14 protein-coding genes and 1 other RNA gene are annotated in these 16809 nt (G+C 70.5%); 10 read left to right on the top strand and 5 right to left on the bottom strand.

Annotated features, from left to right (window positions below; translation table 11 throughout):
* Positions 1–38: 38 nt before the first annotated feature.
* The 4 genes from RC2_RS11000 (at position 39) to RC2_RS11015 (ending at position 3677) form a co-directional block, all read left to right on the top strand.
* Positions 39–689, top strand: a complete 651-nt coding sequence (locus tag RC2_RS11000) for an ABC transporter permease (RefSeq protein WP_068146770.1) — start codon at positions 39–41, stop codon at positions 687–689.
* The gene (locus tag RC2_RS11005) at positions 682–1887 is read left to right on the top strand and encodes an ABC transporter ATP-binding protein (RefSeq protein ID WP_068146774.1); all 1206 of its coding nucleotides are present in this window, start codon (positions 682–684) and stop codon (positions 1885–1887) included. The genes RC2_RS11000 and RC2_RS11005 overlap by 8 nt, the downstream gene beginning before the upstream one ends.
* Before the next feature lie 74 nt (positions 1888–1961).
* The gene (locus RC2_RS11010) at positions 1962–2696 is read left to right on the top strand and encodes an ABC transporter permease (protein WP_068147166.1); all 735 of its coding nucleotides are present in this window, start codon (positions 1962–1964) and stop codon (positions 2694–2696) included.
* Complete coding sequence (locus tag RC2_RS11015; protein ID WP_068146777.1) at positions 2697–3677, top strand: glycine betaine ABC transporter substrate-binding protein; 981 nt, start codon at positions 2697–2699, stop codon at positions 3675–3677.
* 4 nt (positions 3678–3681) lie between these two features.
* Here RC2_RS11015 and RC2_RS11020 read toward each other — a convergent pair whose 3' ends face one another.
* From RC2_RS11020 to RC2_RS11030, 3 genes are all read right to left on the bottom strand, one after another.
* Positions 3682–6696, bottom strand: coding sequence for a bifunctional [glutamine synthetase] adenylyltransferase/[glutamine synthetase]-adenylyl-L-tyrosine phosphorylase (locus RC2_RS11020; RefSeq protein WP_068146779.1), 3015 nt, complete (start codon positions 6694–6696; stop codon positions 3682–3684).
* 64 nt (positions 6697–6760) lie between these two features.
* Positions 6761–8101: a type I glutamate--ammonia ligase gene (gene glnA / locus RC2_RS11025; protein ID WP_068100336.1), complete on the bottom strand. Its 1341-nt coding sequence runs from the start codon at positions 8099–8101 to the stop codon at positions 6761–6763.
* 62 nt (positions 8102–8163) lie between these two features.
* A complete protein-coding gene (locus RC2_RS11030; RefSeq protein ID WP_139277379.1) occupies positions 8164–9726 on the bottom strand; it encodes an alpha/beta hydrolase in 1563 nt (520 codons plus the stop codon).
* 193 nt (positions 9727–9919) lie between these two features.
* Here RC2_RS11030 and panB point away from each other — a divergent pair, with 193 nt between their 5' ends.
* From panB to RC2_RS11050, 4 genes are all read left to right on the top strand, one after another.
* Positions 9920–10810: a 3-methyl-2-oxobutanoate hydroxymethyltransferase gene (gene panB, locus RC2_RS11035; RefSeq protein ID WP_068146781.1), complete on the top strand. Its 891-nt coding sequence runs from the start codon at positions 9920–9922 to the stop codon at positions 10808–10810.
* Between the two features lie 13 nt (positions 10811–10823).
* Positions 10824–11276 carry a hypothetical protein gene (locus RC2_RS11040; protein WP_068146784.1) on the top strand — a complete coding sequence of 151 codons (453 nt, stop codon included), beginning with the start codon at positions 10824–10826 and terminating at the stop codon, positions 11274–11276.
* Entirely contained in the window at positions 11273–12247 is a 975-nt protein-coding gene (pip, locus tag RC2_RS11045) for a prolyl aminopeptidase (protein WP_068146787.1), read from the top strand. Before RC2_RS11040 ends, pip begins: the two co-directional genes overlap by 4 nt.
* A gap of 64 nt (positions 12248–12311) precedes the next feature.
* The gene (locus RC2_RS11050; protein WP_068147171.1) at positions 12312–13874 is read left to right on the top strand and encodes a CYTH and CHAD domain-containing protein; all 1563 of its coding nucleotides are present in this window, start codon (positions 12312–12314) and stop codon (positions 13872–13874) included.
* Positions 13875–13884: 10 nt separating this feature from the next.
* Here RC2_RS11050 and RC2_RS11055 read toward each other — a convergent pair whose 3' ends face one another.
* Together RC2_RS11055 and rnpB are read right to left on the bottom strand one after the other, a co-directional pair.
* Positions 13885–14064, bottom strand: coding sequence for a hypothetical protein (locus RC2_RS11055; protein WP_068147174.1), 180 nt, complete (start codon positions 14062–14064; stop codon positions 13885–13887).
* A gap of 454 nt (positions 14065–14518) precedes the next feature.
* Positions 14519–14944, bottom strand: an RNA gene (rnpB, locus tag RC2_RS11060) — RNase P RNA component class A.
* A 62-nt stretch (positions 14945–15006) separates the two neighbouring features.
* Here rnpB and RC2_RS11065 point away from each other — a divergent pair.
* Together RC2_RS11065 and RC2_RS11070 are read left to right on the top strand one after the other, a co-directional pair.
* Positions 15007–15528 (top strand): DUF1697 domain-containing protein, encoded by a 522-nt coding sequence (locus tag RC2_RS11065; RefSeq protein WP_068146789.1) that lies wholly within the window; start codon positions 15007–15009, stop codon positions 15526–15528.
* A complete protein-coding gene (locus RC2_RS11070) occupies positions 15525–16799 on the top strand; it encodes an SLC13 family permease (RefSeq protein ID WP_068146791.1) in 1275 nt (424 codons plus the stop codon). Before RC2_RS11065 ends, RC2_RS11070 begins: the two co-directional genes overlap by 4 nt.
* The last annotated feature ends 10 nt before the right edge of the window (positions 16800–16809 follow it).

Below are 16809 nucleotides of genomic sequence, written 5' to 3' on the forward strand. Positions count from 1 at the left end.
CTGCGCCCCACTGTTCCCGAACAAAGGATCTGCGCCTGATGGATGCCCTCTGGGACTTCGTGGTCGGGCGGCGCAAGCAGCTCGCGATCGATTCCTACCTGCACGTCTCCGCCGTCGTGCAGTGCGTGCTCATCGCCACTCTGCTCGGCGTCGTCATCGGCATCCTGGTGTATCGCAGTCCTGCGGGTTCCGCCGTGGCGACCGCACTCGCCAGCACCGTTCTGACCATTCCGTCCTTCGCCCTGCTGGGTCTGCTGATTCCGATTCTCGGTCTCGGTGTCGGTCCCACGGTGACGGCGTTGGTGCTCTATTCCCTGCTCCCCATCATCCGCAACACGGTGGTGGGGCTCGCCGCGGTCGATCCCGCCGTCAGCGACGCCGCCCGCGGTATCGGCATGAGCCGCGTCTCGGTTCTGCGTCGCATCGAGATTCCGCTCGCGTGGCCGTCCATTCTCACCGGCATGCGCGTCAGTACGCAGATGGCGATGGGCATCCTCGCCATCGCGGCGTACGCGAAGGGCCCGGGCCTGGGCAACCTGCTCTTCTCCGGCCTCGCCCGCGTCGGCAGCCCCACCGCTGTTCCCCAGGCCCTCACCGGCACCGTTCTCATCGTCGTTCTGGCGTTGATTCTCGACGGCATCTACGTGCTCGTCGGCAAGCTCACCACCTCGAGGGGTATCCGTGACTGACAGCAATCGCACCACCACCGGCGCGGAGATCGTGCTCGAGGACGTCACCAAGTCCTACCCGGGCCAGAAGAACGCCGCCGTCGACCACGTGTCGATGACCATTCCGGCCGGCGAGGTGGTCGTCCTGGTGGGCCCGTCGGGCTGCGGCAAGACCACTACCATGCGGATGATCAACCGCCTGATCGAGCCGACGTCGGGTCGCATCACCATCGGCGGCAAGGACGCGCTGTCGATCGATCCCAACGAGCTCCGGCGCACCATCGGGTACTCCATCCAGCAGGCGGGACTGTTCCCGCACATGACCATCGCGCAGAACGTCGGCATCGTGCCGGGGCTCATCGGGTGGGACAAGAAGAAGATCGAGAGCCGCACCGACGAGATGCTCGACCTCGTCGGTCTCGACCCGGCCCAGTACCGCGGCCGCTACCCGCGGCAGCTCTCCGGTGGTCAGCAGCAACGCGTCGGCGTGGCACGGGCCCTCGCCGCCGATCCTCCGGTGCTGCTCATGGACGAGCCCTTCGGAGCCGTCGACCCCATCACTCGTGGTCTGCTGCAGGACGAACTCATGCGCCTACAGTCGGAACTCGGCAAGACCATCGTCTTCGTCACCCACGACTTCGACGAGGCGGTCAAACTCGGTGATCGTATTGCCGTGCTGGGCAACCAGTCTCGGATCCTCCAATACGACACACCGGAGGCCGTCCTCGCCAACCCCGCCGACGACACCGTGGCCGGCTTCGTCGGCGCCGGCGCCGCGCTCAAGCAGCTCACCCTGATGCGCGTGCGCGACATCGAACTGTCCGACGTGCCCGCATTCGGCGAGAACGAGCCCGTCGAATCCATGAACGCCGCCCTCGGTTCCGACCCGCAGGCCTGGGGCCTGATTCTCGACGAGCGGCGTCGCCCGGTGCGGTGGACCGACCGTCGCCACCTCACCGGTGTGGGCAGCCTGCGCGACGTCGGCGTCCCCATCGGCGAGTTGGTCTCGACGCAGTCGACGCTCCAGGACGCGCTCGAAGCCCTTCTCGCCGAGGGCAATGCGACGGCCACCGTGACCGGAAACCGCGGCGAGTACGTCGGCACCATCACCATCGAGCAGTTGATCGACACCATCAAGACCATCCGCTCGGCGCACGCCGACGACCACGTCGATCAGGATCCGGCCGCGTCGCCGGCCGCGGCGGGAGCGTCCTCGTGACCACCGCGTCGGAGGCGCCTGCCCTCGGCGGTGACGTCGACCCGGCCGCCGACGCGGAGTCCGCGGCCCGCGCCGTGCGGCGCGCGGAACGAATCCGCCTGCTGATCCAGCCGCTGATCGTGGTCGTGATGGTCGCCGTCCTGCTGATCTACGCCCTCACCCGAGATCTGACGGCCACCCAGGCGGAAACCATCAACATCGGCACGATCTCCGAGACGGTGCTGCAGCACGTCCTCATCACCTTCGTGGTGACCGCCCTCGTGGTCCTGGTGGCCGTCCCGTTGGGAATCCTGTTGACTCGCAACGGGTACCGCAGACTCGCGCCGATCTTCATCGGGATCGCGAACATCGGGCAGGCGGCTCCGGCGGTCGGTCTGCTGGTGCTGCTCTTCCTGCTGACCAGCACCACCGGCTTCTGGATCGGCGTGCTGCCCATCGCCTTCTATTCGCTCCTGCCGGTCCTGCGGAACACGATGCTGGGGTTCCAGCAGGTCGATCCCAGCTACATCGACGCCGCCCGCGGGCAGGGCATGTCCAGCGGAGGGGTGTTGCGCCGCATCGAGTTCCCGCTCGCCGTGCCGTACATCCTGGCGGGCCTGCGCACCTCGCTCGTGCTCGCCGTCGGTACCGCCACGCTGAGCTTCCTGGTCGGCGCCGGTGGTCTGGGTGTCCTCATCGACACCGGGTACAAGCTCAACCAGCCGCTCATCCTCGTCGTCGGTGCCGTCCTGGCCGTCGCGCTCGCCCTGCTCGTCGACTGGCTCGGCGCGCTGGCCGAGGCCTATCTCGGACCGAAGGGACTTCGCTAGATGCGCCGCACCACACGGTTGTTCGCGGCGCTCGGCGCCTCCTCCCTCCTCCTCGCCGGCTGCGGGTTGCAGTCCGGCAGCGCGGTTCCGCTCGACGTGGGGCCGGGCAGCATCACCGCGCAACCCGGACTCGAGGGTGCCGAGCTGACGGTGGGGTCGAAGGACTTCACCGAGCAGATCGTGCTCGGCTACATCCTCGAGTTCGCGCTCGAGGCGGCGGGGGCGAACGTCCGCGACCTGACCAACATCTCGGGGTCCAACAGCACGCGGCAGGCCATGATCAGCGGCCAGGTCGACCTGGCCTACGAGTACACGGGCACGGGATGGATCAACTATCTGGGCAACGAGACTCCGATCGCCGACGCCACCGAGCAGTACGACGCGGTGCGCGACGCCGACAAGGAGAACGGCATCGTCTGGGTCAATCCCGCGCCGATGGACAACACCTACGCACTCGCGATGAACCAGCAGACCGCGGAGGCGACGGGCGTGAAGACCCTGTCCGACTACGCCGCGCTCGCGAACTCCGACCCCGCGGCCGCGTCGGTGTGCGTGGAGACGGAGTTCAACTCGCGCCAGGACGGGTTCCCCGGCCTCGCCGCGACGTACGGGTTCGATGCCAACGCCGTGCCGCGGCAGATCCTGCAGACCGGCGTGATCTACCAGGCGACCGCCGAGGGCTCGCAGTGCAAGTTCGGCGAGGTCTTCACCACCGACGGCCGCATCAAGGGCCTGAACCTCGCGGTGGTCGAGGACGACAAGGCGTTCTTCCCGCGCTACAACGCCACGGTCACCATGCGCCAGGAGGTGGCGGACCGGTACCCGGAGATCGCCGAGATCACCGCCCCCGTCTCGGCGGCGTTGACCAACGACGCCATCACCGAGCTCAACAAGCAAGTCGACGTGGACGGCCGGGAGCCGGCCGAGGTGGCGCGGGACTGGATGGTGCAGCAGGGGTTCGTGACCGCGGGTACCGACTGATTCGTCAGGACCCGAACGCCCGCTCGACGACGTTCTTCGCTCGCCGGGTGACGCGGAGGTAGTTGTCCAGGAAGGACCCCGCGTCCCCGTTGGGCCAGCCGGCGACCTGCGCGACGGCGGAGAGCACCTTGCCGGGGGCGGGCAGTTGGTCGGTGGGTTTGCCGCGCACCAGGACCAGGGCGTTGCGCGCCTTGGTCGCGGTCAGCCACGCCTGGCGGAGCAGATCGACGTCGCCCGGGCTCATCAGTTCGGCTGCGCCGATGGCGTCCAACGCCTGCAGGGTCGAGGTGTTGTGCAGCGCCGGAACGCGGTGGGCGTGGCGGAGCTGCAGCAACTGCACGGTCCACTCGACGTCGGCCAGGCCGCCTCGTCCGAGCTTGGTGTGGGTGGTGGGGTCCGCTCCCTTGGGCAGCCGCTCCGCGTCGACGCGGGCCTTGATGCGGCGGATCTCGCGGACGGCCTCCTCGGACACACCGCCCTCCGGGTAGCGGACGGCATCGGCCACGAGGAGGAAGCGGATCCCCAGGTCGTGATCCCCGGCCACCTGGTGGGCGCGCAGCAGGGCCTGGATCTCCCACGGCTGTGCCCACTGGGTGTAGTACGCCTCGTACGCCGACAGCGTGCGCACGACGGGGCCCTGGCGGCCCTCCGGCCGCAGCCCGGTGTCCACCTCCAGGGGCGGGTCCTGGCTGGGTGAGCCGAGCAGCGTGCGGACGCGGTCGGCGATCGCGTTGGCCCACTTGACGGCCTCGGAGTCGTCGGCACCCGGCACGGGCTCGCACACGAACAGCACGTCGGCGTCGGACCCGTAACCCAGTTCCCCACCGCCGAGACGGCCCATGCCGATGATGGCGATCGTGGCCGGGGCGGGCTCGCCGCGGTCGGCGACGGACGCGCGGACGGCCGCGTCGAGCGCGGCGTTGATGACCGCGGCCCAGACCGACGACAGCGCCCGGCACACCTCGGGGACGTCGAGCAGTCCGAGGATGTCGGCGGACGCGACGCGGGCGAGCTCGTAGCGGCGCAACGACCGGGCAGCACCGACGGCACGCACCGGGTCCTCGTATCGTGCGGACGACTTGAGGATGGCGCCGTACGTCTCGGTGGGGTCGACGTCGAGCAGTTTCGGTCCGGAGGCGCCGTCGCCGTAGAGGCGGATGACCTCGGGGGCGTTGACCAGAACGCTGCGCAGGTATTCCGAGGAGCCGAGGACACGCATCAGCCGCTGCGCCACCGGGCCCTCGTCACGGACGAGACGCAGGAACCAGGACTGCTCCGCGACCTCCTCGCACAGACGCCGATAGGCGAGCAGGCCGGCGTCGGGATCCGGCGTGTCCCCGAGCCATTCGAGCAGCGTCGGCAGCAGCATCGACTGGATACGGCCCTTGCGCGCACCCATGCCCACCAGGGCGGTGAGATGTCCGAGTGCGTTCTGCGGCGCCGAGTAGCCGAGGGCGGAAAGCTGCCGCTTGGCCGAGTCGGCGCTCAGGCGCAGCGTGTCGCTGTCGAGCCGGGCGACCGATTCGAGCAGCGGCCGGTAGAACAGTCGCGCGTGCAGCCGGCGGATGCGCTGGGCGTTGCGGCGAATCTCCTGACGCAGGACACCCAGCGCGTCGTGGTTGCCGTCGGGCCGCATGTGCGCGGCGCGCGCCAGCCAGCGCAGCGCCTCGTCGTCGTCGAACGGCGGAAGTGTGTGGGTCCGTTGCAGTTTCTGCAGTTGCAACCGGTGCTCGATCAGCCGGAGGAACTCGTAGGACGCCGTGAGATTGGCAGCGTCGTCGCGGCCGACGTACCCACCGTCCGCCAGAGCGGAGAGGGCGGAGACGGTGCTCTGCACGTGCAGCGACTCGTCGCCGCGGCCGTGCACCATCTGCAGCAACTGCACGGCGAACTCCACGTCGCGCAGGCTGCCGCGTCCGAGTTTGATCTCCCGCTCGCGCAGTTCCGGCGGCACCATCTCCTCGACCCGGCGGCGCATGGCCTGCACCTCGGGCACGAAGTCCTCGCGCTCACTGGCGTTCCACACCAGGGGCGTCACGGCGGCGACGTACGCGGCACCCAACTCGGCGTCGCCGGTCATCGCGCGGGCCTTGAGCAACGCCTGGAACTCCCAGGTCTTCGCCCACCGCTGGTAGTAGGCCACGTGAGAATCGAGGGTACGAACCAGCTCACCCTGTTTGCCTTCGGGCCGCAGTGCCGCGTCGACCTCGAAGAAGGCCGACGACCCCACGCGCATCAGCTCACCCGCGAGCCGCGTCGCGGCGGTGGTCGCCGGCTCGGCCACGAAGACGACGTCGACGTCGGAGACGTAGTTCAGTTCGCGCGCACCGCATTTGCCCATGGCTATCACCGCGAGCCGTACCGAGCACGGCTCGTCGGGGAAGGTGGTGGCGACGGCCACGGCCAGCGCCGCGGTGAGCGCGGCGTCGGCGAGGTCGGACAGGTGGCGAGCGACCGTCTCGTAGGGCACGACGGGTTCGTTCTCCACCGTTGCCGCGAGATCCGCGGCGGCGAGGATCATCAGGTGGTCGCGGTAGGTGGTCCGCAGGGCGAGGACGGCTTTCGGTCCCGTCAGGGCCGCGCGGAAGAGCCCGTCGGACGCGCACTCCCCCGTCTCGGGGGTCGCCTCCACGGCGCCGAGCAGGTCGGACCGCACCTCCTCGAGCGTCGGCAACGCGGTCCGGTGGTCGGCGAGCAGTCGCCACTTCTCGGGTTGCCCCACCAGGTGATCGCCCAGCTCGCTCGACGAGCCCACCAGCGCGAACAGGCGACCCCGGAGCACCGTGTCGCGGCGCAGGATGCCGTCGAGTTCGGACCAGTCGTCACCGAGGGCGTCGGCGAGACGCACCACCGTGCGCAACGCGAGGTCCGCGTCCGGCGACCGCGACAACGACCACAACAGGTCCACGTCGGCTTCGCCGGTCCACCCCAGCCGAGCGAGGTCGGCTGCCGCGGTTCCCGCGACCAGCCCCAGTCGCCCCGGGCTGGGCAGAGTGGATCGGCCGGTCGGTGGAGTCATCGGGCACTCTCTCGGGTCGAACGGACTTCCGCATCGGGCGACGCGCTGTCGGCGGCGCGTCGGCTCACAGTCCGAGGTAGGTCTCGAGCTCGAACGGCGTGACGCGCGATCGGTAGGACTCCCACTCTCGACGCTTGTTGCGCAGGAAGTAGTCGAACACGTGCTCCCCCAGCGTCTCGGCCACCAGTTCCGACTTCTCCATCGCGGCCAACGCCTCGTTGAGACTGCTCGGCAGCTCCCGGTATCCCATGGCGCGCCGTTCGGCGGAGGTGAGCGACCAGACGTCCTCCTCCGCCTCGGGCGGCAGCTCGTAGCCCTGCTCGATCCCGCGCAGGCCGGCGGCCAGGAGCACGGCGAACGTGAGGTACGGGTTGCAGGCCGAATCGGGGCTGCGGATCTCGACGCGTCGCGACGACGCCTTGTTCGGCGTGTACATCGGCACGCGGATGAGCGCGGACCGGTTGGACGGGCCCCACGACGCCGCCGTCGGAGCCTCTCCGCCGTGGATGAGGCGCTTGTAGGAGTTGACCCACTGGTTGGTGACGGCGCTGATCTCGTTCGCGTGCTCGAGGATGCCGGCGATGAACGCCTTGCCGGTGTCCGAGAGCTGCATCGGATCGTCCGGGTTGTGGAAGGCGTTGGTCTCGCCCTCGAACAGGCTCATGTGGGTGTGCATCGCCGAGCCGGCCTGATCGCTGAACGGCTTGGGCATGAACGTCGCGCGCACGCCCTCCTCGATCGCGACCTCCTTGACGACGTACCGGAAGGTCATCACGTTGTCCGCCATCGACAGCGCGTCCGCGTACCGCAGGTCGATCTCCTGCTGGCCGGGTGCGGCCTCGTGATGGCTGAACTCCACGGAGATGCCCATGGACTCGAGGGCGTCGATCGCGTGGCGGCGGAAGTTCGGTGCGGAATCGTGGACGGCCTGGTCGAAGTAGCCGCCGTTGTCGGCCGGGGTGGGCGGACGCCCGTCGTCCGGCATCTCGCTGCAGAGGAAGAACTCGATCTCCGGATGCACGTAGCAGCTGAATCCGAGATCGCCGGCCTTGCTCAGCTGGCGCCGCAGGACGTGTCGCGAGTCGGCCCACGACGGGGAGCCGTCCGGCATGGCGATGTCGCAGAACATGCGGGCGGAGTGCTGCTCGCCCTTGCTGGTGGTCCACGGCAGGATCTGGAACGTCGTGGGGTCCGGCTTGGCCACCGTGTCCGCCTCGGACACGCGGGAGAAGCCCTCGATGGCGGAGCCGTCGAAGCCGATGCCCTCCTCGAAGGCGCCTTCGAGTTCCGCAGGCGCGATCGCCACCGACTTGAGGTATCCGAGCACGTCCGTGAACCAGAGCCGCACGAACCGAATGTCGCGCTCCTCCAGCGTGCGTAGCACGAATTCCTTTTGGCGATCCATGACCGTCAGGCTAGGCACGCCGCATTAAATCCGTGTTACATCGGGCTCGGCGCGTCGAGTCGTCACGGGCAGCGCAGTCCGGCCGGCGGCACGGTGAGGTCGACGAGGTAGTCGGTCACCGCGTCGTCGACGCACGCCACCCCGTCGAACGACGCCGTGTGCTGGTCTCCCTCGAACGTCACCAGGGCAGCGCCGAGTTGGTCGGCGAGCGCCACGCCCGCTTCGTAGGGCGTGGCCGGATCGGCGGTGGTGGAGACGACGACGGTGGGCGGCAGTCCCGTGATCTGCAGCGGCCCCGGGTCGGCGCGCGTCGGGACCGGCCAGAAAGCACACGAGTCCAGCGGTGCCTCGCCCGTGCCGCGGCCGTCGTCGAGGAACGGCGCAGCGGCACGGAACTCGCGATCGACCGCGCCGTTCTCCGCGCGGTCCGTCAGGCGCGGGTCGTCGACGCACCGCACGGCGGTGAACGCGTCGTTGCTGTTGGTGTAGCTGCCGTCGGGTAGGCGGCCGTTGTAGAGGTCGGCCAGCGCGAGCAGGACGGTGCCGCGGCCGGAGGCGAGTTCGGTGAGACCGCGCCGGAGCGGTTCCCACAGCTGCTCGGTGTAGAGCGCCTGCTGAACCCCGGTGATGGCGTCGTCGTAACTCAACGCCCTGTCGTTCCCCGCCGGCACCGGTGCCCCGACCAGTGGATCGACCAGCGCGCGGAAACGGGTCACGGCGTCCGCCGGCGTGGTCCCGAGCGGGCAGTCCGCCCGCGTGGCGCAGTCGCGGGCGAACGCGTCGAACACCGTCTGGAAGCCGGCGGCCTGCGCGACGGTCTCCTCGGAGACGTCCGCGGCGGGGTCGAGGGCGCCGTCGAGCACCATCGCCCGCACCCGGTCCGGAAACAGCTCGGCGTAGGTGTACCCGAGCCGCGTGCCGTACGAGAACCCCAGATAGGTCAGCGCGCGGTCACCCAGCGCGGCGCGGATCACGTCCATGTCCCGGGCGACGTCCTCGCTGCTCATGTGCGCGAGCAGGACGGGGTCGTTGCGGTCGGCGCAGCGCTGGGCGTAGTCGCGGTTCTCCGATTCGGTCTCGGCGATCCCGGCCGGCGAGGTGTCGACGTCGTCGTCGGCGCGCTCGGCATCGAACTCCGCGGCGGTGTCGCAGCGCACCGCGGGCACCGAGGCACCGATGCCGCGGGGGTCGAATCCCACGACGTCCAGTCGCTCGGCCACGGGGGTTCCGCGAGCGACCGTGGCCGTCGAGAGCCCGGATGCGCCCGGTCCGCCCGGGTTCACGAGCATCGACCCGATCACCGGTCCGGTGGCGGGAGAGCGCGACAGGGCCAGCGATGCGAGCGGACCCGCCGGGTCGTCGTGATCCAGTGGAACGAGTACCCGACCGCACTGGAGTGCGGTGTCGAGCGCCGTTCCGTCCGTCGCGAATCCATCGCAGGAACCCCAGGCCACGCGCTGGGCCTCGTACTCCGCGAGGGTGCGGGGACGGGGGTCGTCCGGGCCCGGCAACACCTCCGCGGCGAGCGGCGCGGCGGTCGGGGCGGATTCCGTGCCGACGGCACCCGGCGCGGGACCGCTCGCGGTGGCGCACCCGGCGACCGACGTCACCACGGCGACCGACACGAGGGTGACCGACGGGAAGAAGCGGCGACGACCGCGCGGATGGACCACGCCTGCGATGGTGGCACGCCCGGCCGACACCGCGCCGAAGGTGACGGACACCACAGCGGCGACCGGTGCCGTCGGTGGCAGACTTGCCTGGTCAGCACCCACCCGGGGACCCGCACGGCGGGCCTCGAGGACGAAAGGGACCCACGTGTCCACTTCTGCACCCGGCACCGACCCCACCGAGACCGCCACGACCCCCACGACCGCCGACACCGCCGAGACCCCGCTCTACGGCGCGCCGACCGGTCGGAAGACCCGCGTCCATCATCTGCAGGCCATGAAGGCGTCCGGTGACCGGTGGGCCATGCTCACCGCCTACGACTACTCCAGCGCCCGCATCTTCGAGGACGCCGGCATCCCCGTGCTGCTGGTGGGCGACTCCGCGGCCAATGTCGTCTACGGCTACGACACCACGGTTCCCGTCACCGTCGACGAGCTGATGCCGCTCGTGCGCGGGGTGGTGCGGGGCGCACCGAACGCTCTCGTCGTCGCCGACCTGCCGTTCGGCACCTACGAGACCTCCCCGCAGCAGGCCGTGGAGACGGCGGTGCGGTTCATGAAGGAGGGCCAGGCCCACGCGGTGAAGCTCGAGGGCGGCGAGCGTGTCGCCGAGCAGATCGCCGCGATCACCGCCGCGGGAATCCCGGTCATGGCGCACATCGGCTTCACCCCGCAGAGCGTCAACGGACTCGGCGGATTCCGAGTACAGGGCCGAGGAGACGCCTCGGAGCGCCTCGTCGCCGATGCGGTCGCGGTCCAGGAGGCCGGTGCGTTCTCGGTCGTGATGGAGATGGTTCCCGCCGAGCTGGCCGGCCAGGTCACCCGCAAGCTGATGATCCCCACCGTCGGCATCGGCGCAGGTCCCGATTGCGACGCCCAGGTGCTCGTCTGGCAGGACATGGCGGGCTACACCAGCGGCCGCACCGCGAAATTCGTCAAGCGGTTCGGTGCGGTGGGCGACGAGCTGCGCCGCGCGGCCGCGGAGTATGCGCGCGAGGTGCGTGTCGGCTCGTTCCCGGGGCCCGAGCACAGCTTCTGACACACTCGCAGACATGATTCGCCGAACCGTGTCTCGCTCCGCAGTCCCCACCCGCGTCGGTCTCGCCCTCGCGGCCACCGCCCTGTGCGTGGCCGCGTGCGGCACCGGTGGGTCCGAGCCCGCGCCCGCCGACTCCACGACCACGGTGCCGTCGTCGACCACGTCGACCACGTCGACGACGGCGGCGTCCGCCACGGCGACCGTCACGTCCGATCAGGCCGAGACCCTGTGCCGCGACCTCGAGGCCCAGCTCTCGGATTGGCGGACGCAGGGCCCCACGCTGGGGCGCGGCGGCCTGAACATCCTCGTGCAGACGTGGGCGGCGCAGTACGGCCTGAACGCCGCCGTCGTCCAGAACCGGGCGATCGTCGACGACGCGACCGAGGAGACGTGCGGCGACGTCCGCTCGCAGGCGATCGACCTGCTGGAGATCCCCGATCTGGCGACGGGCCTGGTGGGCCTGTGACCGCGGACGTCGCGCGTCGCACCTTCTACCCGCCGATCGAGCCGCACGAGCAGGGTCTGCTGGACGTCGGCGACGGTCAGCGCCTCGCCTGGGAGGTCAGCGGCACCGACGCCGGCACCCCGGTGGTGTTCGTGCACGGCGGTCCGGGCGGCGGAACCAACCCCGACCAGCGCCGCTACTTCGACCCCGAGCACTACCGGATCGTGCTGTTCGATCAACGCGGCTGCGGCGCGTCCACGCCGCACGTCGCCGACGGCGCCGACCTCTCCGTCAACACCACGCCCGCGCTGATCGCCGACATGGAGCGGCTCCGCGAGCACCTCGGCGTCGAGTCGTGGATCGTGTTCGGTGGCTCGTGGGGGTCGACGCTCGCCCTGGCCTACGCCGAGGCGCATCCGGACCGCGTCCGGGCTCTGGTCCTGCGCGGGATCTTCCTCCTCCGCGACTCCGAGATCGACTGGTACTACCGCGGCGGCGCGGGCCACCTGTTCCCCGAGAAGTGGGAGGAGTTCCTCGCTCCGATCCCGGCCGATCGGCGGGACGAGGATCCGGTGGCGGTCTACCACGACCTGCTGCACTCCCCCGATCAGGACGTCGCCGTGCGGGCAGCCGTGGCGTGGTCCACGTGGGAGGGTGCGACCAGTTCCCTGCTGCCGTCGCCGAGCCGTCTGGATCAGACCGCGGACCCGCGATTCGCGCTCGCCTTCGCGCGGATCGAGAACCACTACTTCGTCCACGGCGGCTTTCTCGAGCCGGGGCAGCTGCTGCGGGACATCGGCCGCATCGCCGACATCCCCGGCGTGATCGTCCAGGGGCGGTACGACGTGGTGACCCCGGCGCGCAGCGCCCTCGATCTCCACCGCGCGTGGCCGTCGTCGACCCTGCACGTGGTCGACGACGCGGGTCACTCGGCGGCCGAGCCGGGCATCGTGCACCACCTCGTGGAGGCCATGGACGCGCTGCGTCGGTAGTGGCAGGACGCGCTGCGTCGGTAGTGGACCGGCGCGTTCATCCTCGGCTGGTAAAGATGTGGTCATGACGAGGAAGTCCGAGGCGCACACCGAGATCGAAGTGAAGTTCGACGTCGGGATGGACACTCCCGTGCCGGATCTCGCGGGCGCGCCGTCGGTCACGGCGGCGTCGGCGCCGGAGCTGACGCATCCGGTCTCCACCTACTTCGACACCGCCGATCTGGCTCTGGCTCGCGCCCGCATCACGCTGCGGCGACGGACGGGCAGCGCCGATGCGGGGTGGCACGTCAAACTGCCCGTCTCGTCGGACGAACGCGTCGAGGTGCGCAGCCCGCTCTCCGCGGGCGGGAACTCCACGCGTGTGCCCGACGAGGTCGCCCTGGTGGTGCGCGCCCACACGCGCGGCCGCCCCCTCGTGCCGGTGGCGAGCATCGAGACCCGTCGGGTGATCACCACCGTGTCGACAGCGAAGGCCGATCGTGCGGCCGAGCTCTGCGACGACACGGTGACGGCGCGAAACCTGCTGGACGACATCACCGTTCGGTGGCGAGAGTGGGAGCTGGAACTGGTCGACGGACCGAGGTCGACACTCCGCGATCTCGGCACGTTTCTCCTCGATCACGGCGCGAAGCCGGGCTCGTCGCCGTCCAAGCTGGCGCGCGCACTCGGTTCGCGTCTGGACGCCGCCCGAGAGACCACGTCCCCGCAGCCCGACGGCACGGCGGGCTCGGCGCTCCGCGTCGCGCTCGCGGCCGATGTGTCCGCGTTGGTCGCCGCGGATCCCCGCGTGCGGCGCAACGAGGACGATTCCGTGCACGCGATGCGCGTCGCCACGCGGCGGCTGCGCAGCGTCCTCCGGTCCTACCGCGCACTGCTCGACCGCGCGGAGGTCGACGCGGTTCGGAGCGAATTGTCGTGGCTCGCGGGCATTCTCGGGACCGCGCGCGACGCCGAGGTGCTGGCCGAGCGATATCGCGACGCCCTGGCCGCCCTTCCGGCCGACGCCGTACGCGGCGACGTGGCGGACTCGCTGATCGGCACCCAGGAGCGGCTCTACTCCCTCGCCCACGCCGAGGTGGTGCGCGAACTCGACGGCGAGCGGTACTTCGCCCTCCTCGATGCCCTCGAGGCGCTGCTCGCGTCATCGGCGACCGGGAAGAAGGCGGGCAAGCCGGCCGCCCGAGTCTTCGATCGCGTGCTGCGCGCGCAGTACGCCCGCGTGGACGAGGCGCACCGTCGCGCTCTCGCGCTGCGCGATCGCGGTGCCGAGGACGAGCACGAGGACGCGATGCACGATGTGCGCAAGCTGGCGAAGAAGCTGCGCTACGCCGCGGAGGCGGCCGGGGTGGTCGACTCACCGAAGCGCTTCGCGCGCACGGCAGCACGGACGGCGAAGTCCGCGAAGAAGGTGCAGTCGGTGCTCGGCGATCACCAGGACAGCGCGGTCGCGCGCCGCACCCTGCTCGTGGAAGCCGACTCGGCCCACGCACGCGGCGCGGACACCTTCACCCACGGTGTGCTGTACGCCGCGGAGGTGCGTGCCGGCGCCGAGGCCCTCGAGCCCTTCCCGTCGGCCTGGAAGACGCTGCGCCGCACTGCCGATCGAGCCGGCTGGACCGCCGACTAGATCGGCGGGGTCAGGACCAGTCGCGGTCCGCGTCGTCCGCCGTCTTGTTCCGTTCCGCCGCGATCTCGAGAGCACGCTCGGCGGTCTCGCGGTCGGGATAGGGACCCATACGGTCCATCGCGCCCGCGTCCTTGCCCTGCACCACGGCCTTGTCGCTGATGCGGAAGTACCACTGCTCGTCGTCGCTCATGAGCACAGTGTGCCCCGTCCGAGCGACCCGTACGCGGCACTCGGTGGGTGCACGCGCCGGGGCAGGAGACGCGCGCGCAATCGTGGGGGTTACAGGGATACACTTCCCGGGAACCCCCTGCGCACGCCACCGTCACCACGGTGCATCACGACGAAGGAGTAGGACATGTCAGTCATCATCTTCGACCACCTCTTGCCGCTGGTCGGACCCGACGCCGCGACCTACTGGGCGACCCTGCTGGCGGTCAATCCCATCTGATCGACCGCGTGACGTACGAACGGCCCCCGTCTCCGGACGGGGGCCGTTCGTCGTTCCGGTCCGTCGTTCGGGCGGCGGGAGCGACCCTGCGGGAGATCGGCGGCGGGCCGACGCTTCCCGTAGTTGCCTACCGCCGGCCCGCCGAGGCCGACTCTAGCAGGACATCGAACACATGTTCTAGTGGGTCGAGTCGGGGCGGACGAGTCGACCTGTAAGCCGGATCCTGTTCCCGGACGCGGGCGTCCGGGCGGCGACCATCCATCTGGGCACACCGTCACCGGGTACCTCGAGCGATCCACCCGCAGGCTCGGGCGAGCAGCCCTCGGGCACCTGCGCAGCCGCACCACCGCGTGCGGCGATGCGACCTTCGATCTTGCTCCGGGCGGGGTTTACCGAGCCACCCCGGTCACCCGGGGTGCTGGTGCGCTCTTACCGCACCGTTTCACCCTCACCGATGCGTCACGAGGACGATCGGCGGTCTGTTCTCTGTGGCACTGTCCCGCGAGTCACCTCGGGTTGCTGTTGGCAACCGCCCTGCTCTGTGGAGTCCGGACTTTCCTCGGCGCGAGGCCTGGCGACACCGGTCGCCGGTTCCTCCCGCCGCGGCCGCCCGGTCGACTCGTCCGCACGGCAGATGGTACTCGGCGAACCGGGGTGTCGGGCCGTCGCCCTAGAGTCGTCCCCATGCGATTCGTCGTCCTGCTCCGTGGAGTGAACGTCGGTGGGGTGCGCCTCGTCATGAGCGACCTGCGGTCCGCCCTCACCGCTGCCGGGTACGTCGACGTCACCACCGTGCTCGCGTCCGGCAACGTCCTGCTCACGGCGGAGGGCGACGAGGCGTCGGTCCGGGCCGACGTCGAAGCCGTGCTGCGCCGCGAGTTCGGTTACGACGCGTGGGTCGTGGTGCTGACCTCGGACCGGCTCGCCGAGGTGGTCGAGTCCTATCCGTGGGAGACCGACGAGGACGTGCGCCACCCGTACGTGATCTTCTCCTCGGACGGCCACTCGACGGCCGAGTTGGGCGCTCTGGACGGCCTGGACCCGGCCGTGGAACGGACCGCACCGGGGCCGCATCACGTCCTGTACTGGGAGGTCGTCCGTGGCGACACGCTCGGCAGCGTCGTGGGCAAGGCGAGCGCGAAGGCGGCGTACAAGTCGACGACGACCACCCGCAATCTCCGCACGCTGCGTCGCCTGCTCGCGTGAGAGACGTCGTTCTTCCGGTCCTGCTCGTCGGAGCAGTACTGGCGTTCGCCATCGTGCGTCCGCGGGGACTGCCCGAGGCCGTGCTGGCGGTGCCCGCCGCCGGCCTGGCGCTGCTCCTCGGCGTGGTCGGCCTCGACGGTGCCCTGCGTGAGGTGCGTGATCTGGCACCGACCGTGGCGTTCCTCGCGGCCATTCTGGCGCTCGCCCATCTGGCGGACCGTCGCGGCGTGTTCCGCTGGATCGCCGGTGTCCTGCACCGACGCTCGGCATCGTCCCCGGTGCGCCTGCTGGCAGCCGTGTTCGTCACCGCGGCGCTGACCACCGCTGTCCTGAGCCTCGACGCGACCGTCGTGCTGCTCACCCCGGTGGTGATCGCCGCCGCCCGCCGGGCCGGCTTCTCCGCTCGGCCGACCTCGTACGCGGTGGCGCACCTGTCCAACTCGGCGTCGACGCTGCTGCCGGTCTCGAACCTCACCAATCTGCTGGTGTTCTCGGCGACGGGTCTGTCCTTCCTGCACTTCTCCGCGCTCATGGCGGGGCCGTGGGTGGTGGCGATCGTGGTCGAGTTCCTTGCCTTCCGCTGGTTCTTCCGCAACGATCTCCACGGCGGCGAGTCCTCCCCGGAACCGGCCGACCTCCACGCCGGAGACACCCCCGACGACGACACCCCCGCACCCGTGTTCGCACTCGGGGTGATCGCCTGCGCCCTGGTCGGTTTCGCCGTGAGCGGGGCCGTCGGCATCGAGCCGGTGTGGGTGGCGGCCGCCGCGGCCGTCGTACTGGCCGTCCCAGCCGTCCGCGCTCGCGACACCACTCCGACTGCCATCGTGCGCGCGCTCGACCTGTGGTTCTGCGTCTTCGTGTTCGCCCTGGGCATCGTCGTCGCGGGCCTGGCCGACGGACCCGTCGGGTCATGGGTGGCCGACCTGCTGCCCGGGTCGACGTCGCTGCCGTCCCTGCTGCTGATCGCCGCGATCGCGGCCGTCGCCTCGAACGTCCTCAACAACCTGCCCGCGACCCTGCTGCTGCTCGCCGCGCTCACCGGCTCCGGCGCCGCCTCGGTCCCGGCCCTGCTGGCCCTGCTGATCGGGGTCAACCTCGGGCCGAACCTGACCTACGTGGGGTCGCTGGCGATCATGCTGTGGCGCCGAGTCGCTCGCGCCGAACGGGAACCGGTGAGCCTGCGAACCTTCACCGCGCTCGGGGTACTCACGACTCCGGTGACCCTCGTGGCCGCCACGCTCGCACTCTGGGCCGCCCTTCGGGTCTGACGAGCGGGTC

Source organism: Rhodococcoides corynebacterioides NBRC 14404 (assembly GCF_001894765.1).
Lineage (GTDB): Bacteria > Actinomycetota > Actinomycetes > Mycobacteriales > Mycobacteriaceae > Rhodococcoides > Rhodococcoides corynebacterioides.

Excerpts from the sequence above, each read along its gene's own strand:
- RC2_RS11020 (WP_068146779.1), bottom strand. The coding sequence starts at position 6,696 with ATGACTCCACCGACCGGCCGATCCACTCTGCCCAGCCCGGGGCGACTG.
- RC2_RS11050 (WP_068147171.1), top strand. The coding sequence starts at position 12,312 with ATGACGAGGAAGTCCGAGGCGCACACCGAGATCGAAGTGAAGTTCGAC.
- glnA (WP_068100336.1), bottom strand. The coding sequence starts at position 8,101 with ATGGATCGCCAAAAGGAATTCGTGCTACGCACGCTGGAGGAGCGCGAC.
- RC2_RS11015 (WP_068146777.1), top strand. The coding sequence starts at position 2,697 with ATGCGCCGCACCACACGGTTGTTCGCGGCGCTCGGCGCCTCCTCCCTC.
- RC2_RS11055 (WP_068147174.1), bottom strand. The coding sequence starts at position 14,064 with ATGAGCGACGACGAGCAGTGGTACTTCCGCATCAGCGACAAGGCCGTG.
- RC2_RS11000 (WP_068146770.1), top strand. The coding sequence starts at position 39 with ATGGATGCCCTCTGGGACTTCGTGGTCGGGCGGCGCAAGCAGCTCGCG.
- RC2_RS11040 (WP_068146784.1), top strand. The coding sequence starts at position 10,824 with ATGATTCGCCGAACCGTGTCTCGCTCCGCAGTCCCCACCCGCGTCGGT.
- RC2_RS11065 (WP_068146789.1), top strand. The coding sequence starts at position 15,007 with ATGCGATTCGTCGTCCTGCTCCGTGGAGTGAACGTCGGTGGGGTGCGC.